At 74.3% G+C, this 25,433-nt stretch carries 18 protein-coding genes and 1 pseudogene; 6 read left to right on the forward strand and 13 right to left on the reverse strand.

Annotated elements, in window-relative coordinates; genetic code table 11:
- Positions 1 to 8 precede the first annotated feature (8 nt).
- On the forward strand, positions 9 to 1,340 hold the full coding sequence (locus V2S66_RS01145) for a ricin-type beta-trefoil lectin domain protein (protein WP_330792396.1): 1,332 nt from the start codon (positions 9 to 11) through the stop codon (positions 1,338 to 1,340).
- Positions 1,341 to 1,368: 28 nt separating this feature from the next.
- Here the strand turns inward: V2S66_RS01145 and V2S66_RS01150 are convergent, their stop codons facing one another.
- Positions 1,369 to 2,193: an EI24 domain-containing protein gene (locus tag V2S66_RS01150; RefSeq protein ID WP_330792810.1), complete on the reverse strand. Its 825-nt coding sequence runs from the start codon at positions 2,191 to 2,193 to the stop codon at positions 1,369 to 1,371.
- Positions 2,194 to 2,276: 83 nt separating this feature from the next.
- Complete coding sequence (locus tag V2S66_RS01155) at positions 2,277 to 4,166, reverse strand: arabinofuranosidase catalytic domain-containing protein (RefSeq protein ID WP_330792398.1); 1,890 nt, start codon at positions 4,164 to 4,166, stop codon at positions 2,277 to 2,279.
- Between the two features lie 389 nt (positions 4,167 to 4,555).
- Between V2S66_RS01155 and V2S66_RS01160 the strand changes: the two are divergent.
- A pseudogene (locus tag V2S66_RS01160) lies at positions 4,556 to 5,822 on the forward strand (NAD(P)/FAD-dependent oxidoreductase).
- A 184-nt stretch (positions 5,823 to 6,006) separates the two neighbouring features.
- Positions 6,007 to 7,725, forward strand: coding sequence for an RICIN domain-containing protein (locus tag V2S66_RS01165; protein WP_330792400.1), 1,719 nt, complete (start codon positions 6,007 to 6,009; stop codon positions 7,723 to 7,725).
- Between the two features lie 38 nt (positions 7,726 to 7,763).
- On the opposite strand, the gene rhaS is transcribed toward V2S66_RS01165, so the two are convergent.
- The 10 genes from rhaS to V2S66_RS01215 form a co-directional block, all read right to left on the reverse strand.
- Positions 7,764 to 8,861 carry a rhamnose ABC transporter substrate-binding protein gene (gene rhaS / locus V2S66_RS01170; RefSeq protein ID WP_330792402.1) on the reverse strand — a complete coding sequence of 366 codons (1,098 nt, stop codon included), beginning with the start codon at positions 8,859 to 8,861 and terminating at the stop codon, positions 7,764 to 7,766.
- Positions 8,862 to 8,970: 109 nt separating this feature from the next.
- The gene (locus tag V2S66_RS01175; RefSeq protein WP_330792404.1) at positions 8,971 to 10,059 is read right to left on the reverse strand and encodes an ABC transporter permease; all 1,089 of its coding nucleotides are present in this window, start codon (positions 10,057 to 10,059) and stop codon (positions 8,971 to 8,973) included.
- Entirely contained in the window at positions 10,052 to 11,107 is a 1,056-nt protein-coding gene (locus V2S66_RS01180) for an ABC transporter permease (protein WP_330792405.1), read from the reverse strand. The genes V2S66_RS01175 and V2S66_RS01180 overlap by 8 nt, the downstream gene beginning before the upstream one ends.
- Complete coding sequence (locus V2S66_RS01185) at positions 11,104 to 12,624, reverse strand: sugar ABC transporter ATP-binding protein (protein WP_330792407.1); 1,521 nt, start codon at positions 12,622 to 12,624, stop codon at positions 11,104 to 11,106. The genes V2S66_RS01180 and V2S66_RS01185 overlap by 4 nt, the downstream gene beginning before the upstream one ends.
- A 483-nt stretch (positions 12,625 to 13,107) precedes the next feature.
- Positions 13,108 to 14,019 (reverse strand): hypothetical protein, encoded by a 912-nt coding sequence (locus tag V2S66_RS01190; RefSeq protein WP_330792408.1) that lies wholly within the window; start codon positions 14,017 to 14,019, stop codon positions 13,108 to 13,110.
- A gap of 5 nt (positions 14,020 to 14,024) precedes the next feature.
- Positions 14,025 to 14,381: a hypothetical protein gene (locus V2S66_RS01195; RefSeq protein ID WP_330792410.1), complete on the reverse strand. Its 357-nt coding sequence runs from the start codon at positions 14,379 to 14,381 to the stop codon at positions 14,025 to 14,027.
- A gap of 118 nt (positions 14,382 to 14,499) precedes the next feature.
- On the reverse strand, positions 14,500 to 18,444 hold the full coding sequence (locus V2S66_RS01200; protein ID WP_330792412.1) for a CHAT domain-containing protein: 3,945 nt from the start codon (positions 18,442 to 18,444) through the stop codon (positions 14,500 to 14,502).
- Between the two features lie 31 nt (positions 18,445 to 18,475).
- On the reverse strand, positions 18,476 to 20,110 hold the full coding sequence (locus V2S66_RS01205; RefSeq protein ID WP_330792414.1) for a WD40 repeat domain-containing protein: 1,635 nt from the start codon (positions 20,108 to 20,110) through the stop codon (positions 18,476 to 18,478).
- A 133-nt stretch (positions 20,111 to 20,243) separates the two neighbouring features.
- A complete protein-coding gene (locus V2S66_RS01210) occupies positions 20,244 to 21,041 on the reverse strand; it encodes a hypothetical protein (protein ID WP_330792416.1) in 798 nt (265 codons plus the stop codon).
- Positions 21,029 to 21,607 carry a hypothetical protein gene (locus V2S66_RS01215; protein WP_330792418.1) on the reverse strand — a complete coding sequence of 193 codons (579 nt, stop codon included), beginning with the start codon at positions 21,605 to 21,607 and terminating at the stop codon, positions 21,029 to 21,031. Before V2S66_RS01215 ends, V2S66_RS01210 begins: the two co-directional genes overlap by 13 nt.
- 62 nt (positions 21,608 to 21,669) lie before the next feature.
- Between V2S66_RS01215 and V2S66_RS01220 the strand changes: the two genes are divergently transcribed.
- From V2S66_RS01220 to V2S66_RS01230, 3 genes are all read left to right on the forward strand, one after another.
- Complete coding sequence (locus V2S66_RS01220; protein ID WP_330792811.1) at positions 21,670 to 22,134, forward strand: LamG domain-containing protein; 465 nt, start codon at positions 21,670 to 21,672, stop codon at positions 22,132 to 22,134.
- 350 nt (positions 22,135 to 22,484) lie between these two features.
- Positions 22,485 to 23,357 carry an acyl-CoA thioester hydrolase/BAAT C-terminal domain-containing protein gene (locus V2S66_RS01225; RefSeq protein WP_330792419.1) on the forward strand — a complete coding sequence of 291 codons (873 nt, stop codon included), beginning with the start codon at positions 22,485 to 22,487 and terminating at the stop codon, positions 23,355 to 23,357.
- A 273-nt stretch (positions 23,358 to 23,630) separates the two neighbouring features.
- On the forward strand, positions 23,631 to 24,134 hold the full coding sequence (locus tag V2S66_RS01230) for a macro domain-containing protein (RefSeq protein ID WP_330792421.1): 504 nt from the start codon (positions 23,631 to 23,633) through the stop codon (positions 24,132 to 24,134).
- A gap of 51 nt (positions 24,135 to 24,185) precedes the next feature.
- Here V2S66_RS01230 and V2S66_RS01235 read toward each other — a convergent pair whose 3' ends face one another.
- Positions 24,186 to 25,349, reverse strand: a complete 1,164-nt coding sequence (locus V2S66_RS01235) for a lactonase family protein (protein WP_330792423.1) — start codon at positions 25,347 to 25,349, stop codon at positions 24,186 to 24,188.
- Positions 25,350 to 25,433: the final 84 nt, after the last annotated feature.

Genomic DNA, 25,433 nt, shown 5'->3' on the forward strand with positions numbered 1-25,433 from the left:
AGTCGTCGATGCCATCCCCCACCCCCCGCATACGCCGCCTGGCGCGCCGCCTCGCGGCGGCGCTGTCCCTCGCCGCGCTCTGCGTGCTCGCCGCCTTCTCCACCGGCGCGCCCGCGGCGAGCGCCGTCACCGTCCCCGCGCCGCCGTCCGGCTGGACCACCGTGTTCAGCGACGACTTCGCCGGCGGTTCCGGCAGCGCCCCGAACACCTCGAAGTGGACGTACGACACCGGTCCCGGCTCCAACTTCGGCACCGGCGAGATCGAGACCATGACCAACTCCACCGCCAACGTCCACCTGGACGGCAACGGCCACCTCGCCATCACCGCACTCGGCAGCGGGTCCAACTGGACCTCCGGCCGCATCCACACCCCGACCGCGGTGGCCGGCGCCCCGGCCGGCGGCAAGCTCCAGGTCACCGCGTCCATCCAGCAGCCCAGCCCGGCCAACGGCCTCGGCTACTGGCCCGCGTTCTGGATGCTCGGCCAGGGCCAGTGGCCGGAGAACGGCGAGATCGACATCATGGAGGACGTCAACGCCCTGTCCCAGGTGGCCGGCACGATCCACTGCGGCACCTCCCCCGGCGGCGTCTGCAACGAGGGCAACGGCATCGGCAGCGGCCTGCGCGCCTGTTCCGGCTGCCAGTCCGGCTACCACACCTACTCGATGATCCTCGACCGCACCAACACCTCGAACGAGTCGATCACCTTCTACCTCGACGGCTCGGCCTACTTCAGCGTCACCGAGGGCCAGGTGGGCGCGGCGACCTGGCAGCAGGCGTACGACCACAACCTGATGATCATCTTCGACCTGGCGATGGGCGGCGGCTTCCCCAACGGCGTGTGCGGCTGCACCTCACCGGGGTCCGGCACCACCTCCGGCGGCACCATGAGCGTCGGGTACGTGGCGGCCTACACCACCACCGGCGGTGGCGGCACCACCCCGCCGCCCGCGAACGGCAGCGCCATCACCGGCTACGGCGGCCTCTGCCTGGACGACCGCGCGGCGAGCACCGCCAACTACAACCCGGTGCAGGTCTACACGTGCAACGGCACCGCCGCCCAGCAGTGGACGGTGGTCCAGGCGGGCAGCACCCTGCACGTGCTCGGCAAGTGCCTGGACGTGAACGCCGGCGGCACCGCCAACGGCACGGCGGTCGACCTGTACGACTGCAACGGCACGGGGTCCCAGGTCTTCATCCCGCGTTCGGACGGCTCGCTCTACAACCCGCAGTCCAACAAGTGCCTGGACGACACCGGTTGGTCGACGACGCCCGGCACCCAGACGGAGATCTGGGACTGCACCGGCGGCGCCAACCAGAAGTGGGCGCTGCCGCACTGACGCCAGCCGCACGCCGACGCCGGCCGCCTCACCGCTCGTCCCCCGCCGGGGGCGGTGCGGCGGCCGGCCGCCCGGCCCCGCCGGCCTCCACGGCTTCGGTGGTCTGCGCGGTCTCCGCGGCCGGAAGCAGTTCGCGGGCCAGCAGCGTCGCCCCCGCCACCGCGCCGGGCATGAGCAGGACCGCGACGAAGGGGACGAGGAAGGCCAGCACCAGCGGCACACCGAAGCCCAGGGTGAGCGGGAGCCGGCCGCGGAGCAGGGCCAGCCGGGTGCGCAGCGGCACCTCCCTGCGCTGCAGGGCGACGCCGGCCAGTTCGACGGTGAGGAAGAACCCGGAGACGCAGAAGCCGACCGCGGGCACCACGGTCTGGCCCACGACCGGCAGGAAGCCCGCCGCGAACAGCAGCACGCCGAAGGCCGCGACGCGCACCAGCAGGAAGAGGCTGTCGCGAGCGGAGATCCACAGTTCGCGCCACAGCGGGAGTTCGGGAGGCTCGGGCGCGCCGCCCTCGGCGCGGTCCACGCGGGCCGCGAGCTCCTCGTAGAAGGGCTGGCCGACCAGGAGGGTGGCCGCGGTGAAGGTCACCACGGCCAGCAGGAGCACGCCGCAGAACAGCAGTACGTCCAGTCCGCCGCGCAGCAGGCCCCGCCACGGCTCCGCCCAGTGGTCGGCGAACGGCGTCGCCCAGCCGACGGCGCCGGGGCCCCACACCACCAGCGCGGCGAGCGCCGCGCCGTAGCCCACCAGGGTGATGAGGGCCGGGATCATCCCGAACCGCCAGTCCCGCCCGTGCCGGTAGGCCCATCGCTGCCCCTGGCCGAGCAGGCGCACGCCTTTCAGGAGATCCCGCATGCCACCTCGCATGCCCCGGATCGTAGGCCCTCATCACGAGCGGTGGCGCGGGACCGGGGTCCCGCGCCACCGTGTGGGTCAGGTCAGGTCAGCGCGAACTTCTGGGCGGCGCTGCCGTTGCAGTCCCAGATCTGCAGCCGCGTGCCGTTGCCCGTCGCGCCGTTCGGCGAGTCGAGGCAGCGGCCGGACTGCGGGTTGAGCAGCGAACCGTCGCTCTGCTGGACCCAGTTCTGGCCGCCGACGCCGTTGCAGTCCCACAGCTCGACCTGGGCGCCCGCCGCGGTCCCGTTGCCGTTGATGTCCAGGCAGCGGCCGAGCGTGCGCAGCGAGCCGTTGGCGTTGTGGTACCAGTGCTGGTCGACGGCCCAGCTCTGGCAGTCCCAGAGCTGAACGACCGAGCCGTTGCCGCCGGAGTCGTCCGCTGCGACGTCCAGGCACTTGGCCCCGGGGCCGGCGACCGGTGCGCCGCCGTTGACGGCGAACTTCTGGGCGGCGCTGCCGTTGCAGTCCCAGATCTGCAGCCGCGTGCCGTTGCCCGTCGCGCCGCTAGGCGAGTCGAGGCAGCGGCCGGACTGCGGGTTGAACAGCGATCCGTCCGAGCGCTGGACCCACTTCTGGCCGCCGACGCCGTTGCAGTCCCACAGCTCCACCTGGGTGCCCGCCGCGGTGCCGTTGCCGTTGATGTCCAGGCAGCGCCCGATGGTGCTCAGCGAGTTGTCGGCGTTGTGCGTCCAGTGCTGGTCCTCCGCGTAGGACTGGCAGTTCCACAGCTGCACGCCGGTGCCGTCGGTACCGGTGTCGTCGGCCGCGACGTCGACGCACTGGCCGCCGGGGCCCGTGACGCTGCCCTGCGGGCCGTTGGGCACGTCGGTCTGGCCGGAGTAGCCGGCGGAGACGACGTTCGCCTGCACCGCGTTGTCCGCGGCGTCGGTCGGGTAGCCGGCGACCATCACCCCCTCGAAGAAGGTGCCGCGGTTGCGGTTGCTGTTGTCGCCGCCGGTGCCGAGGATGATGCCGCCCTCCTGCTGCATCGGCCGGTAGCCGCCGCGCGTCGGCAGCGCGCCGCTCCACCAGGTGGACAGGCCGCCGGACTGCGAGTTGCCGCCCTTGATCGCGTACGTCGTCTGGCCGTTGTTCTTCAGCACGGCCGTGACGTAGGCGCTGCTGTTTCCGGCGTTCGCCGTGTTGGAGCCGTTGTCGCCCTGGAACATGCCGTTCTCCATGTCGGCCTCGACCCAGGGGCCCGAGCCGGTGCACGGTGCGAAGTAGCAGGTGGTGGCGATGCTGACGGCGTCCATGTGGCCGTTGCCGGTGTCGGAGGGGGTCCGCTCGGCGTTGCCGTAGTCGAAGCAGCAGTCCGAGCCGACGTGGGTGCCGCTGGCCACCATGTAGGCGCCCTCGGGCTGGCCGTTGACCGCCACGCCCGAGGCGACGCCGGTGTACCGGTAGCCCACGCCCGGCGAGATCCAGATGCCGTACACCTTGTGACCGCCCGCGGTCACCGCGATCTCACTGGCGTCCGCCCCGCGGTCCACCCCGCCCGCGGTACCGGCCGGACCGGGCAGCAGATCGTTGTGGCGCGAGGTCTGGTCGTACACCTTGGAGATCCGACACGTGGTGTTCGCACAGAAGCTGTCCTGCTGCTGCGCGTTGGCGTAACCGCCGGCCGCCAGCAGCCCGACATCGCTCCTGCCGCCGTCGGAAGCACGCGTGACCTGGTACAGCGGACCGTTGTACGCCGAGAACAACGCACGCGTCGTACTGTGCGCCGCCACACACGGCGTACCCGCCGCACCATAGATGTCACACGGCAGCGAACCCGCCGCCTGCGCCGCGCCCGGGAGGACGGCGAGGGCGCCGAGGACGATGCCGAGGCTCGCCACGACGGACAGCAGGGCCTTCCAGTACCGGAGAGCCGGACCGCCGGGTTTTCTGGGGACGGCGCCCGGGGCCGAGTGGGTCGTTCTGCGCATAGTGCGCTCCTGTGGGTGGGGGAATGGAGCTGAACTCATCTACGCGACCGCCTGGTGGGCGCTGCTCGGCGACCGGCTCGGAACCTACGCGGACCCTTCAGGGGTGTCAATATTTGTTGCTTTTTCTCCTGAAGGGTCGTCACCCTGTCCGAAAATGTGACTCCCTGGGAGCAGGGGTCCCCACCTCGGGGCATCTCCTCGGGGCATCTCATCTGCTCAGGGCGCCGCCGCCGGGGACGCGTCCCGGCGAAACTTAGCGCCGCGCGGGACGAACCCGGCGGATCGGGTACCCGTCTCCTGGATGATCGCCGGGCACGCCCGTGCGGCCGGTCGCAGCCGACCGCCGTACCGGGCAGGACGCACCGGCCGGACGAGAGGGCGGTGACGCGATGGCGGCGGCGGCGAAGAAGGTGGACGTCCTGATCGTCGGGGCGGGCGTGGCGGGCCTGGCCTGCGCGCAGGACCTGACGGCGGCGGGACTGGCCGTACGGGTGCTGGAGGCATCGGACGGTGTCGGCGGCCGGATGCGCACCGACGTGCGCGACGGCTTCCGCTTCGATCGCGGCTTCCAGGTCGTCAACACCTCCTACCCGCAGGCGCGGCGCCGCCTGCGGCTGCACGACCTGTCCCTGCGGCCGTTCACCCCGGGCGTCCTGCTGCACACCCCGACCGGGCGGCTGCGCTTCGCCGATCCGACCCGCACGCCGCGCAAGACGGCGGACCTGCTGCCCGGCCGGCTGGCCTCACTGCGCGACCTGGCAGGACTGGTGATGCTCAGCGGTCGGGACCTGGTGACGCCGCCGCGGCTGCTCAAGCGGGCCGAGGACCGTACGACCCGCACCGCGCTGGCCGACGCGGGCATCGGCGAGGACCTGGTGGAGACGCTCTTCCGGCCGTTCCTGTCCGGGGTGTTCCTGGAGGACGAACTGGAGACGTCCAGCCGCTTCTTCCACCTGGTGTGGCGCTCCATGATGCGCGGCACGCAGTGCCTGCCGGCGGAGGGCGTCGCGGCGGTGCCCGAGCAGCTGGCCGCCGACATGCCCGAGGGCACGGTGCGCCTGGGCGTCCCGGTCGAGCGGCTCACCGACGGCGGCGTGCTGACCGCCTACGGCGAGGAGCAGCCCGCGGCCGCGGTGGTCGTCGCGACCGGACCCGGCGCGGCGGCCGATCTGCTGCCCGGCCTCGACGTGCCCGCGACCCGCTCGGTCACCACCTACTACCACGCGGCGCCGAGCAGCCCGCTCGGCGAACCGACGCTGATCGCCGACACGGCGCGGCGGGTGCTGAACACGGTGGTGCTCAGCGAGGTCACCCCCACGTACGCGCCGCGCGGGCGGGCGCTGGTGTCCACGTCCGTGCTCGGCGCGGGACGAGCGTCCCGGCCGGGAGGCCGAGGTCCGCGGCGTGCTGGCCGAGCTGTACGGGACCGACACCGCCGACTGGGAGCCGGTCGCGGTCTACCCGGTGGCCGAGGCGCTGCCCGCGATGGTCCCGCCCTGGCCGCTGAGCCGGACCACCCGTCACTCCCCCGGGCGGTACGTCTGCGGGGACCACCGGGCCACCGGTTCGGTGCAGGGCGCGTTGGCGTCCGGCGCCCGCGCCGCGCGTGAGATCCTCGCCGACCGGGCCTCGGGCACCCTGGCTTTCGGCGGCTGACCGCTTCCAGCCGCTGCCCGCTCCCGGCGGTCGCGGGCCGCCGACCAGGGGTGGGGACGGCGCTCGCACGCGAGGTATGGACATGTCAATCGTGGCGTGCTGTCATGCTTCCGACGCGGGATTACATCGTTGCAATCCTGCGCGTCACCGCCCTGACCGATCGGCGAAGAGGAGGCGCGGCCGTATGCGCACCGGGAGGAACCCGCTCACACCGGTCGTCGCGCTGGCGTCGGCCCTGCTGCTGTCCCTTCTCGGCGTCGGCGCCGGACTCGGCGCGGACGGAGCGGCGGCGGCCGCGGCCGCGTCCCGAGCGCCGGCTGCCGCCCCGGGGCCCGCCGCGGCATCGCACACGGCGACCGGCACGGTCCGTCCCGACGCCACCGGCACAGCGCTGCGCAACGGCACCGGCCTCTACCCGCGGGTCATCCGTCTGGCGCACTCCGGAGCCGCCAACGGACAGGTCATCGCCTCCGTGGTGGACTTCGACGCGGCCGGCGGCGTCGGCCGCGTCTACCGCAGCAACGACGGCGGCGCCACCTTCGGCGAGATCGGCGGCATCCACGATCCGGCGACCGTGAACGGGCTGTGCTGCTCCACCCTCTTCGAACTGCCACGGCAGATCGGCGCGATGCCCGCGGGCACCCTGCTGTGGGGAGCCTCGGTCGGGCAGAGCCCGGCCGGCCGCCGGATGGCGATCGACGTGTGGCAGAGCCAGGACCACGGTGCCACCTGGTCCCAACTGCCGCCCTGCCAGACCGCCCCGAACACCGGTGGGCTGTGGGAGCCGCAGTTCGACGTCGACAACGAGGGCGACCTGGTCTGCCACTACTCCGACGAGACGAACCCGGCCGCGCACAGCCAGTCGCTGGAGGAGCGCTTCTCCTCCGACGGCCGCACCTGGGGGCCGGTGTACCCGACCGTCGCACCGGCCGGGGCGGCCCTGCGACCGGGCATGGCGACCGTGGTCCAACGCCCCGACGGCAGCCACTACATGACCTACGAGGTGTGCGGCACGGGTGACAGGTACGACTGCGCCGCGCACTACCGGACCTCGGCGGACGGCGCGAACTGGGGGCCGCCGACCGACACCGGTCCGCTGATCACCACCGAGACCGGTCAGTTCTTCACCCACGCGCCCACCGTCGCCTGGCTGAACAACGGCACCGCGGCAGGGCGGCTCGTCCTGGCCGGCCAGCAGTTCCGCGAGGCGAGCGGTGCGCTGTCGACCACCAGCGGCCGCACCGTGCTGGTCAACACCGAGAACGGCGGCGGTTACTGGTTCCCCGTCGCCGCACCCGTCGCCGTCCCCTCGCCCGACGGCAGCTACTGCCCCAACTACAGCTCGCCGCTGCTGCCTTCGGCCGACGGGAGCAGGCTGCTGGAGATCGCGACCGACTACGTGGGCTCGGTGTGCCAGCCGTTCTACGCCACCGGCTCCGCCCAGGGCACCCAGGACTCCTCCGGGGCCGGCCTGACGCCGGGATCCACCTACCGTCTGATCAACGTCATCAGCGGCGACTGCCTGGACGTCTCCGCCGACTCCCGCGCGGCCGGCGGCAACATCCAGCAGTGGACGTGCAACTCCCTCGGCCCGCAGAACTTCCGCTTCACCCGCACCGCCTCGGGCGACTTCACCCTGACCGGCCAGAACTCCGGCCTGTGCGTGACCGTCGCCGGAGCGAGCACGTCCCCCGGCGCCAACGTCGACCAGGAGCCGTGCACCGGCTCCCCCGCCCAGCGCTGGCAGCCCCTCAACCAGGGCGACGGCTACTGGACCTTCCGCAACACCGGCAGCGCCCAGTGCCTGGACGTCGCCGCGGGCTCCACCACCCCGGGCGCCAACGTCCAGCAGTGGACCTGCAACAAGCTGTCGCCGCAGATCTGGAAGCTCGAACCCCGATGACCGGCTGACCGGCTGACCCGCTGAGCGGCGGTGCGGGCTCAGAAGTGGTACCTGCCGATGTCGGCCTTGTCGAAGACGGTGGGCTTGCCCAGGGTGATCAGGCCGTCCTTGCCGACGGTGTACGTGCCCATGTCGCCGGCGGTGAAGGTCTGGCCCTCGGCTCCGGTGATCTGTCCCGAGACCAGGGCGACGGCGGCGTACCCGGCGAGGGCGCCGAGCTTGGCCGGGTCCCACAGCTCGAAGGACCGCACGGTGCCGTTGGTGACGTAGGCGCGCATGTCGTTGGGCGTGCCGAGGCCGGTGAGCTGGACCTTGCCCTTGTACTTGGAGCCGGACAGGTACTGCGCGGCGGCCTTGATGCCGACGGTGGTCGGGGAGATGATCCCCTTCAGGTTCGGGTACTGCTGGAGCAGGCCCTGGGTCTGCTGGAAGGACGTCTGGGCGTCGTCGTTGCCGTAGGCGGTCTTGACGAGCTTGACGTCCTTGTACTGGGGCTTGCTCAACTCGTCCTTCATGTAGCCGATCCAGGTGTTCTGGTTCGTGGCGGTCTGCGCCGCCGAAAGGATCGCTATCTGGCCCTTGCCGCCGATCTGCTGGGCCATCAGCTGTACTTCCGTACGGCCGAGGTCCTCGGCGCTCGCCTGGGAGACGAACAGGTCGCGGCAGCCGGCGTTGGTGTCGGAGTCGTAGGTGACGACCTTGACGCCGTTCCTGCGCGCCTGGTTGAGCGCGGTGCACAGCGCGCCCGGGTCCTGCGCGGACACCGCGATGGCGCTGACCTGCTGCTGGGTGAGGGTGTTGACGTAACTGACCTGGCCGGCGGTGTCGGTGCCGCTGCTGGTGCCGACCTCCTTGTACTTCTCCCCCAGCGCCTCGACGGCCTGCTTGCCGCCGCCGTCGGAGCTGGTGAAGTAAGGGTTGTTCACCTGCTTGGGCAGGTAGGCGATGGTCAGGCCTTTCTTCAGCGGCGCGTTCGGGTTCGCGGTCGCCGTGGGGTCGGCCTTCGGCGCTGCGGCGGAGGAGTTGTCGGTGGAGCTCTTGGTGGTGCCGCCGCAGGCGGCGGCGCCGAGTGCGACCACGGCGACGGCGGCGACCGCGGCCACGGTGCGGCGGACGGGAACGGTTCCGAGGGACATGCGGGCTTCCTTTCGCTGCCGCACCGCGGCAGGCGGACCGGGGAGCGGGACGTGGGGCGGTGGTGCGAGGGCATGGTGCGAGGGCGGGCGGTGGGGCGCGCGGCAGGACTCAGACGGTGGCGAGGGCCTTGGCCGCGGGCGGGTCGGCGGCCCTGCGGCGGGACCGGGCGGCGGCGACACGGCGGCCGACCCGCGGGGCGAGGACGGAGATCACCAGCAGCAGTCCGGTGATCAGCGTCTGGGACTGGGCGGAGACGTTGACCAGGCTCATGACGTTCTGCAGGGCGCCGAGCAGGAAGACTCCCGCCATGGCGCCGAACAGGGTGCCCTTGCCGCCGTCGAAGTCGATGCCGCCGAGCAGCACCGCGGCGATGACGGACAGTTCGAGGCCGGTGGCGTTGTCGTAGCGTGCGCTGGCGTAGTGCAGGGCCCAGAAGACACCGGTGAGCGCGGAGACGGCGCCGGTCGCGGCGAACAGGGCGAGCTTGATCCGTCTGACCCGGACCCCGGCGAAGCGGGCGGCCTCCTCGCAGGCGCCGACGGCGAACAGCGAGCGGCCCAACGGGGTGGCGTGCAGCACCAGGACGGCGATCACCAGCAGGGCCGCCCACGGGATCGCGGCCTGCGGGACGAAGGTTCCGCCGATCCGGCCGGAGCCGAAGTCGAGGTACTGCTGCGGGAAGTCGGTGACGGAGTCCGCGCCGAGGACGATCTGCGCGACGCCGCGGTAGGCGGCCAGGGTGCCGATGGTGACGGCCAGCGAGGGCAGCCCGAGGCGGGTCACGAGCAGGCCGTTGACCAGTCCGCAGGCCAGGCCCAGCAGGACGCACAGCGGGATGATGGTCTCGATCGCCATGCCGGCGTTCCACAGCCGGCCCATCACCGCGCCGGCCAGCCCCGCGGTGGACCCGACCGACAGGTCGATCTCCCCGGAGACCACCAGCATCGTCATGGGCAGCGCGATCAGCGCGATCGGCAGGGTGTTGCCGATGAGGAACGACAGGTTCAGGGCGTTGCCGAAGTTGTCGACCAGGCTGAAGGAGCACACCAGCAGGACGAGCAGGAGCGCTCCGACGGCGGTGTCCCAGCGCAGGACGTCGCGGCCGCGCAGCAGGACGGAGGTGCGCGGCAGGACGGAGGTGCGCGGCGGGGCCGGGGTGCTCGGCGGGGCCGGGGGGCGCGCGGGGGTCTCAGCCATGGTGGGCACTCCTTGTCCGTGCGGCCCGCTTGCGGAGCACTGCGGCGACCCGCAGGGCGACCACCCGGTCCACGGCGATGGCCAGCAGCAGCAGGATGCCGTCGATGGCCTGGACCCAGACCGAGCTGACGCCGATCGACGGCAGCACGCTGTTGATGGAGGTGAGCAGCAGCGCGCCGAGGGCCGCGCCGTAGACGCTGCCCGAGCCGCCGGTGAAGGCGACGCCGCCGACCACCACGGCGCTGACGACGGTGAGTTCGTAGCCGGTGCCGGTGCCGGAATCCACGTTGCCGAAGCGGGCGAGGTAGAGGGCGCCGGCCAGTCCGGCCAGCGCTCCGCAGACGACGTAGGCGGTCAGCACACGCTTGCGGACCGGCACACCCGCGAGCCTGGCCGCCTCGGGGCTCGAGCCCTGCGCGTACAGGTCGCGGCCGCTGCGGTAGCTGCGCAGGTAGGAGGCGACCGCGACGAGCACGGCCGCGGTGAGCAGGGCGAGGTACGGGATCGCGCCGAGCCCGTCGTGGCCGAAGCCGGCGAATCCGTCCGGCAGGTCGGCGGCGGTGATCTGCCGGGAGCCGCACCAGATGGAGTCCAGGCCGCGGATGACGTAGAGCGTGCCGAGGGTGACCACCAGCGCCGGGACCTGGCCCAGGCTGACCAGCGCCCCGTTGACGATGCCGAAGCCGGCGCCCGCGGCCACCGCGATCAGCACGGCCAGCAGCGGATCGCCGCCGCCGCGCAGGAACTCGCCCGCGGCGAAGGCGGTGATGCCGAGAACGGAGCCGACGGACAGGTCGACGTTGCGGGTGATGACCACCATGGACTGGCCCACCGCGACCAGCACCAGGATGGTGGCGTTGAGCAGCAGGTCCTTGATGCCCTGCTCGGACAGGAAGGCGCTGTTGTCGAGCTGGGTGGCGACCAGCATGAGCACCAGCACGACGAGGATGGCCAGTTCGCGTACCTTGAGCACCCGGTCGAGCAGGCCGCCGGACGGAGCGGCCCCGGGGTGCGCGGCGGCGGGCGCCGGTTTCGTGGTGACGGTCATGCGGCGCTCCTCGCGCTGCCGGTGGCGGCCGCCATCACCGATTCCTCGCTGGCCTGGTCGCGGGGGATCTCGGCGGCGAGCCGGCCCTCGTGCATGACCAGCACGCGGTCGGCCATGCCGAGGATCTCGGGGAGGTCGGAGGAGATCATGAGCACCGCCAGCCCGTCGGCGGCGAGCCGGGACAGCAACCGGTGCACCTCGGCCTTGGTGCCGACGTCGATGCCGCGGGTCGGCTCGTCCACGATCAGCACCCTGGGTTCGGTGGCCAGCCACTTGGCCAGCACCACCTTCTGCTGGTTGCCGCCGGACAGGGTGCCCGCCAGGTCGGCGAGGCGCGCGTACTTCACCTGGAGGCGCACCGCCCAGTCGACCGCGCGGCTGCGTTCGGCGGCGCGGTTCATCACACCGGCGCGGCTGGTGGTGCGCAGGCCGGTGAGGTTGATGTTGCGTGCGATGGACAGGTCCATCACCAGGCCCTGCGCCCTGCGGTCCTCGGGCACCAGCGCGAGGCCCGCAGCCATCGCCAGGCTCGGCGATCCGGGCTTCAGCGGCCTGCCGTCGACCGCCACCTCGCCCGCGTCCCAGCGGTCGACGCCGAAGACGGCGCGGGCGACCTCGCTGCGCCCGGCGCCGACCAGCCCGGCCAGGCCCACGATCTCGCCGTGCCTGACCTCGAAGGACACGTCGGTGAACACCCCTTCGCGGGTCAGCCGCCGCACGCTGAGCGCGACGTCGCCGACCTCGCTGTGCTGCTTGGGGTAGAGCGCGTCGAGGTCGCGGCCGACCATCCGGCGCACCAGTTCCTCCTCGGTGAGGCCGGCCACCGGTTCTGAGGCGATCAGGGCGCCGTCCCGCAGCGTGGTGACCCGCTGGCACAGCGCGAAGACCTCTTCGAGGCGGTGGGAGATGAACAGCACCGCCGCGCCGCCCTCGCGCAGCGCCCTGACCACGCCGAACAGCCGGGCGACCTCGGCGCCGGTGAGGGCCGCGGTGGGCTCGTCCATGATCAGGACGCGGGCGTCGAAGGACAGCGCCTTGGCGATCTCGACGAGCTGCTGGTCGGCGATGGACAGGCCGCGGGCGGGCTGGGCGGGGTCGAGGGAGACGCCGAGCCGTGCGAAAAGGTCGGCGGTGGCGGCGGTGACCGCACGGTGGTCGACGCGGCCGAGGGAGCGTCTGGGCTGGCGTCCGACGAAGATGTTCTCCGCCACCGACAGGTCGGGGAAGAGCGTGGGCTCCTGGTAGATGACGGCCACTCCGGCGTCCCGGGCGTCGGCCGGGCCGTGCAGGGCCACGCGCGCGCCGTCGATCAGCACCGCGCCGGCGTCGGGGCGGTGCACCCCGGCGAGCACCTTGATCAGCGTCGACTTGCCCGCGCCGTTCTCTCCCGCCAGCGCGTGCGCCTCTCCCGCGTACAGCCGCAGCGAGACGTCGCGCAGCGCCCGCACGGCGCCGAAGGACTTGCTCACCCCCTCCAGCGCGAGGACCGGAGTCCGTTCCGGTTCGGGGTCGGTCATGGTGTCTCCTGAGGTCTCCCGGTCGTGAAGCCGCAACGATGGAGTGAATTGTTTCAATAGAGTTGCCGGGACGTTAGCCTCGCCCGATCGGCCCGTCAAGAGTGCGCACGGCCGGGATCTGACGCTCCCACACCGGATGACCCGTCAGGCGGGCACGACGGGAGCGCGGAGCAGCGGCTCTCTCGACGTCACGGCGTGGACCGCTGAACGCCTTACGTGCATTGTGGGTTGGGCGGGAGCGGGCGTGGGGTCGGGCGAAGCACCGGCCGGCCCGGGACTCGCGGCGGCCATCCGGGCCGGCCGTCGGACCCGCACCTCGCTCAGGCGACAGGCGAGGCGCTTGGCGTAAGGCCGAGGGGACAAATAAAACGATTCACCGCATGAGCCGCCCATGACGGCTCCGCCGGTGGTGACCGCCCCGGGCTCCGCCGCCGTGACCCGCGCGGCCGCGACCGCTGCGACCGGCACGACCCGTGGCCCGTCTCAGCGGCCCTTGCGCACCAGCGCCGTGATCGCCTCGCCCTCCGCGAGCGTGACCGGCCCGACCGCCTCCGGCCGCCCCACGCCCAGGGCCTGCGCCAACGTGCGGGCGTGCAGGTCGACCGCGGCCTCGGACAGGGCGGCCAGGTCGGCGACGGCCGTGCGGGCCGCGGCCCATCCCGTCATCCCGACGCCGGCGCCGATGAGGGCGGCGGGCCACCACACGGCGCCCAGGGCGAGATAGGGCCAGGCCCAGGAGCCCACCGTGGTGGCCCGCGCGAACGCCGCGTAGGCGGCGCCGATCTCGGCCCGCACGCCGTCCGGGAGCACCAGCCACAGCCGGGGCCACGCGAAGGAGAGGTCCAGCCCGCTGCGGTGCAGGGCGACCTGTTCGACGGCCTGGATCCGGTCGCCCATCCAGGTCGGCCGGGCGGGCCGGGCCGGGGAGAGCCGGTTGAGCCGGGCGGCCGACGCGTCGATCCGGTGCTGCTCCTCGACGCTGCGCGAGGCGTGCGGCGAGGAACGCTCCCACTCCCGCCTGCGGTCCGCCTCATGGTGCCAACGCCGCTGCCGCCGGGCGGTGAGCCGGCGGCCGGCCGCCGCGAGCGGCCAGGGCCACGCGCCCAGCCACAGCCGCCGGGTGGCCCCCGCCAGCGCCCGCACGACCAGCCCCAGACCGGCGGCGGCCAGCAGCAGCACGACGGCCACCACCAGCCGGCTCGACACCGGCAGCCGGGCCAGGTGCGCGGTCCACCGGGACGCCAGGTGCGCGCCGCGATCGCAGTCGAGGGCGCGCCGCTGGCCGAGCCCGCTCGCGGCGCACGCCGCGGCCACGAAGAGCAGACCGGGCAGCACCAGCAGGCTCACCCACTGCTCGGCGAGCTTCCTGCCCAGCTCCTGGAAGAAGCTCTGCACCGGGCCTACTGCCTGCGCATGGGCTGGTCCGTGACCGCGCAGCGCGGTACCGGACCGGCCGGGTACGGGCTGAACGCGATCCGCTCGCAGGCCCCGTCGGGGCATCCGAACCGCTCCTCGTCGGCCCGGCCGGACCCGGCGCCGGGCAGGCCGGTGCTCAGCGCCTGCCGCGTCTGCTCCTGGCCTGTCTGCAACAGCCTTGCCAGGAGGGCGAGTACGGGCCTGCGGGCGCGGGCCTCACCCTCGATCCTGTCCAACTGGGACCGGTGGTCTTCGGACAACCGTGAGCATTCCGCGCGCAGTTGGGGCAGTTCCTCGCACAGCATGCCCAGCACGTCACGTTCGGCCGTGTCCACCCGCATCCCCCGTTCCCTCCGGCGACACGCCATCGTAGAACCCCGTCGCCGTCCGCCGTGCGGGTACGTCCGACCCTGCCGGCTCCCGCTCCCCCAGCGCGCCGGCGCGGCGTCCCTGCGGCGGTCACGGACCGCTGTGCACCAGCGGAGCCCACAGGTCGGGGCGGTCCGGGTGCTCGGTCCGCAGCCGCAGCGTGACCCGGCGCAGGACGCGGGCCGCCGGAGTGGCCACCGCCGCGCCGGACAGTTCGTGGTGGAACGCGCGTGAGGCCTCGACGGCGACGGTGTCGGCCAGCGGCCACAGGCTCGCCACCACGTGCCGGAAGCCGGCCGCCTGGAAGGCCGAGGCGAGGTGCAGCACCTCGTCGGGGGAGCCGAGCCCGTGGTTCGCCGTGGAGCAGGCCGACAGGTAGGCCAACTCCGCCTCGGCGAGCCGCAGGGCGCCGATCTCCGACAGCCGCAGCAGGCGGTCGTGCACCCGCAGTCCGCTGTCGGCCTGGGAGACCGGGTCCACGACGCCATGGCAGGCGAAGTGCGCCCAGGTGGCCTGCCGGAGGGCGGCGAGGACACCGTCCGCGGTCGCCTGCCCGTCGACGAGCACCGGTCCTTCCAGCAGGCCGGCCTCGCGCGCGGCACCGGGCAGGTCCGGCAGCTCCGGAGTGTGGTGCAGGGCGACGGTGAGGTTGCGGCGGGAGCCGGCCGGCGGACGCTCCCGGGCCTCGCGCAGCGCCCGCAGGGACGGTGCGTAGGACGACACCAGGGTGTCCAGGGCCCCCGGCCTGCCGGGGTGCCCGGCGGCGTGCAGCGGCAGCAGTCCGATCAGCCCGGTGGGAACCCACCACACCCGGTGCGGCCCGTGGCCGGCGGCATCGAGCGCCTCCGCGACCGGTGCGACGACACTGTCCCACAGCCAGCCCAGCACCTCGGGCAGCACCCGGCGCCTGCGCAGCCGGCCGGCCAGCGAGCCGCCGCCGTCGACGGCCGCCAGCAGCTCCGCCACCCGGTCCGCGACATCGGCCGGCCGCAGACCGGGCAGGGGCACCGCGACCGGGGCGCCGTCGGGTCGGACGAGGACGGCGTCACCGCGGTTCGGCCCGGCGTTGACGAGCACCGCGCACCCGCCCGCCGCGGCCGCCCGCAGGTCGGCCATCCTCGGCGGGGCCAGGAACCCGCTCAGGCCGGGCCGCGCGCGGATGCCGGCGAGCAGGGCGTCGTACTCGGCCCACCACCGCCTGCGCTCCTCGCTCGGGAAGTCCGGGGTGTTGAGCCGCTCGCAGGTCCAGCGGAACCGGTCGGCGAGCCGGGGGTCCCGGCGGGCCAATTCGGCGAGATCGGCCCGGGTGCCGGCCTGGCTCGCGAGCAGGACGCCGCGGCCCAGTTCCGCGGTCTCCACCGCGCCCGCCGGGTCGCCTGCGGCGCAGTGCGCGGCCACCGCGGCCGTCACGAGGCCGTCGTGCGCGCCGAGCCGGAGCTGCTGGTCGGCCCACCCCGCCTCGCGGGGGGCCACCGAGGGCAGCAGCGCGGTGGCCGCGTCGAGCAGCGCGACGGCCAGCCGGTGCCGGCCGGCGGCGTGCGCCAGCACGCCGGCCGCGTGGTGGGCGGCGAGCCGGTCCGCCGGGGCGGCCGTCCGCGCCCCGGTCACCTCCCGCGCCAGCGCGCGAAGCCGCGCCGGGTCCGGCGCGCAGCCCCCGGCCCCGATACGGGCGAGATGGGCGGCGCACAGGCCGGCCACCCAGCGCGACCGGCCGGGATGCCCCTCCGGCGCGAGCGCGAGAGCCCGCTCTCCGAGCGCCACCGCGGCGTCGAGGTCGGCTTCCGCCGGCGCCTCACCGGCGGTCGCGGCGACGCGGCCGACCGGCGGCGGGGCCGCGTCGGCGGACGCCGACGCCTGACCGGCGGTCACAGGGCCTGAGCGCACGGACGGCTGGCCCGGGGGCGCAGGCGGCGCGTACAAGTCGGCGGACGCCGACGCCTGACCGGAGGCCACGGCAACCGGGCCGGAGGGCGACGGGCCCAGGTCAGCCGACCCGGTGACCGAGTGGGCAGGCTGCGGACCCGGCGCGGCGGACGGCGACGCCTCAGCCGCAGGCGGCGCGTACGGGTTGGCGGGCAACGGCACTTGACCGGAGGTCGAGGCGACCGGGCTCACCGGCGACAGCCCCGAGGCCACGGGCGGCGACCCCGGGGCCGCACGCACCGCGTGCGGGGCGGCGGACGCCGGTGCCCGACCCGGGGGCTCGGCGTCCGGGGCGGCTGGCGCCGCGTCGAGACGGTGGCGGTCGAGATGGGCGGCGGCCAGGACGGACAGCCGGTCCGGCAGGTCGACGTGGTCGTCGGGTGATCCGGCGACGGCGAGTCGCCCCAGCTCGACGGCCCGGTCCAGGTCGGACCTGTGCGCCGTGGCACCGTGCCGGCGCCAGAAGGCGGCCGCGAGCCGGGCCTGGCGCTCCGCGAGCATGACGTCGTCGGCCGTGGTGGCCGCCACCGCCTGCTCGCCGAGGCCGACCGCGCGGTCCAGGTCGGCGACGGCTCCGGAGGCCCGGTGGCGCTGCCGGTGCACCTCGCCCAGCAGCGACAGCCACGGCGCCGGGGGGGCCGCCGGATCGGCCAGCGCCTGCTCGCCCAGCTCGACGGCCCGTGCGACGTCGGCGAGCACGCCGGAGCGCAGGAACCGCGTGAGGTGGACGGCGGCCAGCTCCATGGCGGCGCGGCTCCGGTCGGGGTGGCCGGGCGGGGTCGCGGCCAGCGCCCAGCCGGCCAGGGTGGCCGCGCGGTCAAGGTCCGCTTCGGCGCCGGCGCCGGCGTAACGCCGGTGCAGGGCCGCGGCGAGAGCGCCCAGCGCCGCGCGCCGGCGCGGATCCTCGTCGGGCAGCGCCGCCAGCGCCTGCTCCCCGAACATGACCGCGCGGTCCAGGTCCGCCACCGACCGGCTGCGCTCGTGCCGCCGGAGCAGCACCGCGGCGGCGTCGGCGAGGTGGGCGCCGCGCTCGGGGTGGTCCGCGGACCCGGTCTCCACGGCGCGCAGGGCGAGTTCGGCGGCCCGCCACAGATCCGAACGCGTCCCCGAGCGCTCGTACTGCCGCAGCAGTACGGTGCTGAGTCCGCTGAGGACGGCGGGGTCCGTGCCGCCCCCGGACAGGGCGGCCGCCTCCTCGGCGAGGACCGCCGCCCGTTCGGCGTGCGGGGCCGCGCCGGTCCGCTCGTAGGACTGCCGGTGGAGGGCCGCCAGCTCGGAGAGCAGCAGCGGTCGCGGCCCGGTGCGCGCCAGCGCCCTCTCCCTCAGGTCGACCGCGCGCCGCAGGTCGGCGATGTCGCCGTGCAGCCGGTGCCGGCACTCGTACGCGGCGGCCAGCCGGATCCACGCCTCCGCCTCCGCCGCGGCCGGTTCCCCAGCGGGTCCCGCGGCCGCTTCCGCGGCGATGGCCACCGACTCCTCACCTGCCGTGACGGCCAGTTCGAGGTCGGCCTCGGAGCCGCCCTGCTCGTGCCGGCGACGATGGACCAGGCACAGGTGGGCCAGCCGGGCGCCGCGCACCGTGCTGCGCCGCGGCGCGGCGGCCGCCGCGTGCGTCATCAGCAGGATGCTCGCCTCCAGCACGGCCGCGTCCAGCGCGGCCGGGTCCGGGGCCGCGGGGCCCGGTGCCGCCCCGTCCGGGTCCTCCCGGTGCGGGCGGGCGGCCGCCCACGGGGTCAGGGCGAGCGCCAGCTCCTCCTGAGCGCGCGGGTCGGTGAACCGACCGATCACCGGGCGCAGGTCGGACGGGACGAGAGGGGCGTCGTCGGAGACGGCCTCCAGGCAGAGCAGGGCCCGGGCGAGGTCGCCCCGCCCGCGCTCCCCCGGCCGCGCGCGGTGCCGCCAGTAGCAAAGTCGGCCCAGGGCGGTGCTCGCCGCGGTGTACCGGGCGTCGAGCGCCTCGGAAGCGGTGTCCGGGTCGAACCCGCGCACCGTCCGCCACAGCGCGGCCGCGTCCCGGTCCGCCTGCTCGTCGAGGATCGCCTCGGGGTCGCCGGTCCGCCGGTACGCCTCGACGTGTCCCGTGACCCGCCCGGTCAGCTCGTCGATCGACACGCCGAACGGCCCTCCCTGCGGCTCCCGCCCGTCACCATCGAACGTCCAGCCGCCGTACGCGCGCCGGTGCGTCGCCCTGACGGCCGGTCACCAGCAGCAGGCCGCCGTCGTAGGCCGTCAGCAGCTCCACGGCCACGACCGGGCCGTCCGCCGCGTGCGCGACCCGGGTCAGCTCGGCGCCCGACTCGGCGTCCCAGACGACGGTGTGCCGGCGGCCGGTCGCCGCGACCGCCACCCGCAGCCCCGGCAGGACGGCCAGTGCGACATCCCCGCCCCCGCCACCGCCGTCACCCCCGCCCTCGCGACCGTCGTCCTCCGGCAGCGGCAGCGTCCGCACCACCTCACCGGTGTGCCCGTCCCAGATCCGCACGCCGGGGCGGCCGACGGCCGCCACCCGGAACGACCGGTCGGCCAGGGCCGCGACCGCGACCCGGGGCATGGCGCGCATGTCGAAGGCGTGGCCGGCGCGTTCGAGGGCGAACTCGTGCAGCCGGGTCCCGGCGGTGGCGTCCCAGACGTGCACGACGTCGTGATCGTCGCCCGGTACCGCCGCCGCCACGCACACGTGGTGGTCGGACAGCACGGCGGTGGCCACCGACCACACCAGGTGCACACCGGGGACCCCCACCGGGAATTCACCTGCCCTCCGCCCGGTCTCCACGTCCCACAGCCGCACCGACGCGTCGTCGCCCCCGGTGACCAGCCACGGCAGCCGGCCCGGTGGGAGCGCCCAGGCCAGGCTGTTGACGGGACCGCGGTGCGCTTCGATCTCCTGCAGCGCGGCCGCGTCGCGGGCCGACCAGACCCGGACGAGGCCGTCCTTGCCGCCGGTGCCCAGCACGACGCGGCCGTCGCCGAGCGCGGCCAGCGCGACGGACAGCACCCATTCGCTGTGCCCGGACGCGGTGGAGACGCCCTGGCCGTCGCCGACGCTCCACACGTGGGCCGCGTCGTCGTGGGCCGAGGCGAGGAGCTGCCTTCCGTCCGGAAGTCCCAGCAGTGCCAGCGCGTTGGGCCTGAGCGCGTCGTCCGCTCTCCCCCACGCCGCCGGCGTCACCTCGTCGACCCGCACCTCGGCCGGGCCCCAGGGCCGGGGGTCGGCCGCCATCCCCCGCACCGCGGCCGGTGCCAGGTCCGCGGCGGCCGCCTCCGGCCAGCGGGTACGCAGCGGCAGGCCGTAGAGGTCGTCGTACGCCTCCAGGTCGTCCGTCGCGACGACGGTCCCGGACGGCAGCACCCGCACCCCGGCCGGCGGCCTCGAACGGCGGTCGACGCGCACCTCGAAGACGTCGCAACTCTGGTAGGGCAGCTCGTCGTCGAGGTTGGCGTACACCTCCTGCTCGTACGCCGCCTCGGCCGGCCCGCGTTCGGTGTGGTCGACCACCCGGTAGTCGCTGCCCGGGTCGCAGGCGGTGACGACGGCGAACCGGCCGCCCCCGGTCACCGGGTCGTCGTAGCCGACGAGTTCGATGGAACCGTCCAGCAGCGCGTGTGTCCGGGTGCGGCGCAGCACGGTTCCCGCCGCGATCGCGTCCTGGTACGCGTCCCAGAGCCGGTCCGCGCGCTCTCCCCACCGGGTGTACCGGCAGTCGTCGTCGTTCATGTCGTACAGCACCCGGCGGCCGTCGGCCTCCGGTAAGTCGATCTCGCCGTTCCCGTTGTCCACCCGACGCATCGTAGCCACCGGGCCGGCCCGCCGACGGCGGAGGGCCGCCCGGCCGGCCGACGGCAGCGCGGTCAGGCAACCTCTCCGGCAGTCCGGCACCCGGTACGGTGCGGTGGCCCCGACGGGGCCGAACTCATACCGCGCGCAGCAGCAGGAAGTCGTTCCTGCGCTTGTAGACCGCGGTGGGGTCGGACTCCACTCCGGGCGCCGCCCGGCAGATGAAGCGCAGCCGGTCCCCGGGGGACACCTCGACGGAGGACACCTGGCTGGAGCACCAGGAGATCTTCACCTGGACGCGGTGCGGCCCGGGAGCGACGGACCGCGAGCAGCTCTCCCCGCGCCGGATGTCGCCCACCCGCTCGCCGTCCACGTAGACCTTGTAGCGGCGCAGCTGCGCGTAGGAGTCCGCCTCGTCGCGGAACACCAGGATCTCGGCGCCGCCGTCGGCTTCCTGCGGGATCGGTCCAGACGTCATGGGGGTTCCTTGTTCGGAGGGGGAACCGGTCGTCCGGCCGCCCGGCGCGGCGGACTTGCCGCCCGCCCCGTTGCGGGCGTGCTGGGGGAGGACGAACAGCGGACGGCCGAGGAATCCCAGCGAGAGCTGGCCCAGGACTCCGGCGAGGAACACGGCGAGCCCGAACACGGCCACTGCGAAGGCGACCGGGTTCTGCGCACCGGACGTGCCGTCCGGGGGGAGCCAGGCTCCCCCCAGCAGCACGAGTGTCAGGCCGGTCAGACAGGCCGCGTTGAGGGCGGAACCCTGCTCCAGCCGCCTTCTGGCATCCGGCCCGAAGTAGCGGGACAGGGCCACCGGCGACGGGCGCGCCGCGGGGTTGCTCCAGTACCGCGCCACCCGCCGCCAGGAGCGGGCGGACAGCGTACCCAGCGCGGCGCCTCCCGCGAGCGCGGCCCAGGCGATCAATGCAACCAACTTCCGATATCCGAAATGACGTTGTTCGTGACGTTACTCGTCACAAAGCCGGCGCCCAAGCCTACAACCGCCCCCACCGCTCCCCCGACGACCGTTCCCTCGGGGCCCACGAAGGAGCCGATGATCGCTCCGGTCTCCAGGCCGGACTCGGTCATGGTCGCCGATATGTACATGTCGGCGCCGGCCTGCGGCACGCTGGTCACCGCCGCTCGTGTGCGGGACTGCCCCTCCGACCTGTCCGTCATGTAGTTGTAGCCGTACGCCGCGACACCTCCCACGCCGGTCAGCAGCCGTGCCGCGGGGGCGCGGGTGAGCACCGGACTCAGAGAGGCCGTGCGCGACAGACCTGTTCCGGTGTTCTGCATCTGCAGAATGCGGTTGGCGTTCGCCATTCCCTCTTCCGCGGTGCCGTTGTTGATTCCCGCAACCAGGGCGCCGGGGGTGTACTTGCTGAGATACGACTGCGCCCCGCCGAATCCCGTGGACACCACTCCGGTCGTGGTGCACACCTTGCCGAGCAGGTTCGTCGCGCACTGCGAACTCCACCACCCGGAGAAGTAGGGCACGAAGAAGGGGGGGACCACCTTGTGCGTCGAGGTGTGCGTGCCGCACGGGTCGACGAGGAACGATCTCCCTGTGGGTCAAGCTCAACGACGGCACCAACACCGTCAACGCCCTCTGCCAGGGGACCACCGCCCACCAGGCCCTCTACATCGGCTACGACAGCGGCAACCAGGGCTGGGCCTTCCAGACCACGACCACCAACGACGACGACGCGCAATGGCCCACCGCCGAGGGCGACTTCGGCTCGGCCGAGATCAACACCTGGACCCACCTGGTCGCCACGTACAAGGCACCGGTGGCCGGCGACGCCAGCACCGGCGTGATGACCCTGTACGTCAACGGCTCGCTGATGGGGACCGACGTCAACCTGACGCCGCAGTACGACCCCAACCTGCCGATGACCGTCGGAGCCTGCCGCAACACCGCCGTCTACGGTGAGACGCCCTACACGGCCTTCCCCGGCCAGGTCACGGACGTGCACACGTACGGCTTCGCCCTGTCCGCCGACCAGATCGGAGCGATGAGCTGATCCCGCCGCCCGCCGCCCCGACCGCCACCGCGGCCGGGGCGGCGGGCCGTCGATGCCGGCCGGTGAGCAGAGCGGCGGCGCGCTCGGGGCCGCGTTCCTGGTCGAAGGAGCGAATGTCGTGGTCCGCCATCGTCCTCACGCTGCCGAACGGGTGCAGGCGCGGGTCGACCTCAGCCCAGGAGATGCTGAAGGGAGCGAGGTCGTGCGGCATCGGGCAAGCCGTTCACAACAGACGGCGACGCCTGGCGGGTTCACGCCCACCGGCCGCCGCGTGCCGACCACGGACCACGGACGACCGGTAGGTTCGGACCGTCGGAGTCCGAACGCCCCACCGTGGAGAGGCTGGTGTCATGGCCGCCGGGATCGTCGACATCGTCGAGCGCGAACTCGGCGGGCGCTGGGAGGGGTTCCTCGCCGAACCGGCCGCGGGGAGCCGCGCGGCAGGCGTGCTCGTGCTGTCCGGGTCGAGCGGCCGGATCGAGCGTGACCGGTGCCGGCTCTTCGCGCGCGCCGGGGTGACCGCGGCGTCCGTCCGGTGGTTCGGCGGTCCCGGGCAGCCGCCGGGCATCTGCGAGGTCCCGCTGGAGACCTTCGCCGACGCGACCGGACTGCTGCGCGAGCGCGGCGTCACGCGCGTCGGCATGCTCGGCGTCTCCAAGGGCGCAGAAGCCGCCCTGCTGCTGTCGTCGCTGTCGGACTGCGCGGACGCCGTCATCGCACTCGCCCCGACCTCGGTCGTCTGGGCCAACGTCGGTCCCGGTCGCGACGGCCGGCAGCAGCCGTACCGTTCCTGCTGGACCTGGCAGGGGCAGCCGCTGCCCTTCGTGCCCTACGACAGCTCGTGGGCCGGGGCCGAGCCGGACGGCGCGCCGGTCTCCGTGCTCGGCTGGTACGAGCGCAGCCTTGAGGTGCATGCGGACCGGCTGCGGGCCGCGGCCATCCCGGTGGAGAATGCGGACGCCGATCTCGTCCTGGTCGCGGGCGGCGCGGACCGGATGTGGCCCTCGGTGCGCTTCGCCCGCGAACTCGCGGACCGGCGTACGGCGGCAGGCCGCTCGACGGCGGTGGTCGTCGGGACCGGCGCGGGTCATCGGACCGTCTTCCCGGGCGAGGTGGCACCGCCCCCGTCCCCGCACTTCGACCACGGCGGCACCGCCGAGGCCGACGCGGCGCTCGGCGCGCAGGCCTGGCCGCACGTGCTGGCGGCCCTCCGCGGCGTCTGAGCGGTGAGCACTGGACACCGAGCGCTGGACACCGAGCGCTGAGCACTGGGTGCGCAGACCGGCGCCGCGTCAGTGGCCCCGGCCGTCGTCGCCGGCGAGGGCGTCGGGGGTCAGCGGGCTCATCGCCGTGGCGTCGGCACGAGGACGCCTCGTGGGGGGTGGAGTCGGCGCATTTCCGGCATCCGGCAGGAGCGGTGGCGCCGCGAGGCGCTCTGCGATGCGGAGCGGTGAGGCGCGATGCGGTGGGGCGCACGCCGGTGGGATGATCGGCGGATGCCAGTGATCGAGGTGGTACAGGGTGACATCACGCTTCAGGACACGGACGCCGTGGTCAACGCGGCGAACCAGTCGCTGAGGGGCGGCAGCGGCGTCGACGGCGCGATCCACCGGGCGGCGGGCCCGCGGCTGGCCGCCGCCGGGGCGGCGCTCGCGCCGTGCGCGCCCGGGGACGCCAAGGCGACGCCGGCGTTCGACCTGGACCCGCCGGTACGGCACGTCATCCACACGGTCGGGCCGGTGTGGCGCGGCGGCGGCAGCGGCGAGGACGACGTCCTCGCGTCGTGCTACGCACGCTGCCTGCGGCTCGCGGACGAGCTGGGAGCGGCCAGCATCGCCTTCCCGGCGATCTCGACGGGCGTCTACGGGTTCCCCGCCGACCGCGCCGCGCGGATCGCGGCCGCGACCCTCACCGCCACCCCCACGCGTGTCGAGCTGATCCGGCTGGTCGCCTTCGACGACGCCACGCGCGAACTGCTGACCGCGGCGCTGGCACCGTAGACCAGGACCCGACGGCCGCGGCCGCAGCCCGGCGGCGGACCCACGCGGGCGTCACACCGGCAGGACGCAGACCGGCGTCGGGGTGGCGTAGCCGCCGCCGGCCGAGGTGAGCGCGCCGGTGGCGGGGTCGACGTGGAAGCGCGCGACCGTGCCGGAGTTCTGGTTGGCGGCGAAGAGCAGCGTGCCGGTCGGGTCGAGGGCGATGTGCCGGGGGTAGGCGCCGCCGCTGGGCACGGCGTCGAGCAGCCGCAGGCCCGCCCCGCCGTTCTGCACGGCGAACCGGGCCACGCTGTCGTGGCCGCGGTTGGAGACGTACACGAACGCGCCGTTCGCCGACACGACGACCTCGGCCGGGTAGTTCCGCCCGGAGACCGGCGAGCCGGCGGGCACGGTCGGCTGCGGGCTGCCCGGCGTGAGCGTGCCGGTCGCCGGGTCGTAGCCGCAGACGATCACCGAGTCGCCGAGTTCGTTGGCGACGTAGGCGTACCGGCCCGAGGGGTGGAAGGCCAGGTGGCGCGGCCCCGACCCGGGCTTCACCGCGGCGCGGGAGACCTCGGTGAGCTTGCCTGCTGTCGGATCGAGCCGGTAGGTGTACACCGAGTCGGTGCCCAGGTCGACGGCGAGCACGAAGGCGCCGCCGGGATCGCTGAGCACCATGTGCGCGTGCGGCCCCTCCTGGCGGTCCGGGTCCGGGCCCGAGCCGGTGTGCTGCACGAGGTCGGAGCGGGCCAGCAGGACGCCGCCGGAGCCGAGCGGATGGACGGCGATGCTGCCAGAGCCGTAGTTCGCGCTCAGCACGTGCCGGCCGCCGGGGTGCACCGACAGGTGGCAGGGGCTCGACCCGCCGGTGGGCCGTGAGCCGAGGACCCGCAGGGTGCCGTCGGACCCGACCGCGGCGGCCGTGACCCGGCCCTGCTCCTGCTCGTCGACGGCGTAGAGGACGTCGCCCGCGGCCGACAGCGCGAGGAAGGACGGGTCGGCGGCACCGGCCAGCACGCTCCCCGGGGAGATCGCGCCGCTGTGCGGGTCGTACGTGGCCACGCCCACACCCTTGCCGCCGCCGCTGGAGGTGTACGTGCCGAGGTAGAGGTGGCGCGGGGCGCTGCGGGGGCGGGCGGCCGCCTGCGCTGCGGCGCCCTGCTGCGGGGCGGCGGCGGACGCGGGGGCCGCGGCCGGGGTCCGCGAGGGGGCGTCGCGGTGTCTGCCGCGGGCCATGGCCCCGATGCCGGCGAGGGCGCCGACGCCCGCAGCCGCTAGCAGGCCGCGGCGGCCGAGGTCGCCGCGGGCGGCCAGGACGCG

The sequence above is a fragment of the Actinacidiphila polyblastidii genome (genome assembly GCF_036353415.1).
Lineage (GTDB): Bacteria > Actinomycetota > Actinomycetes > Streptomycetales > Streptomycetaceae > Actinacidiphila > Actinacidiphila polyblastidii.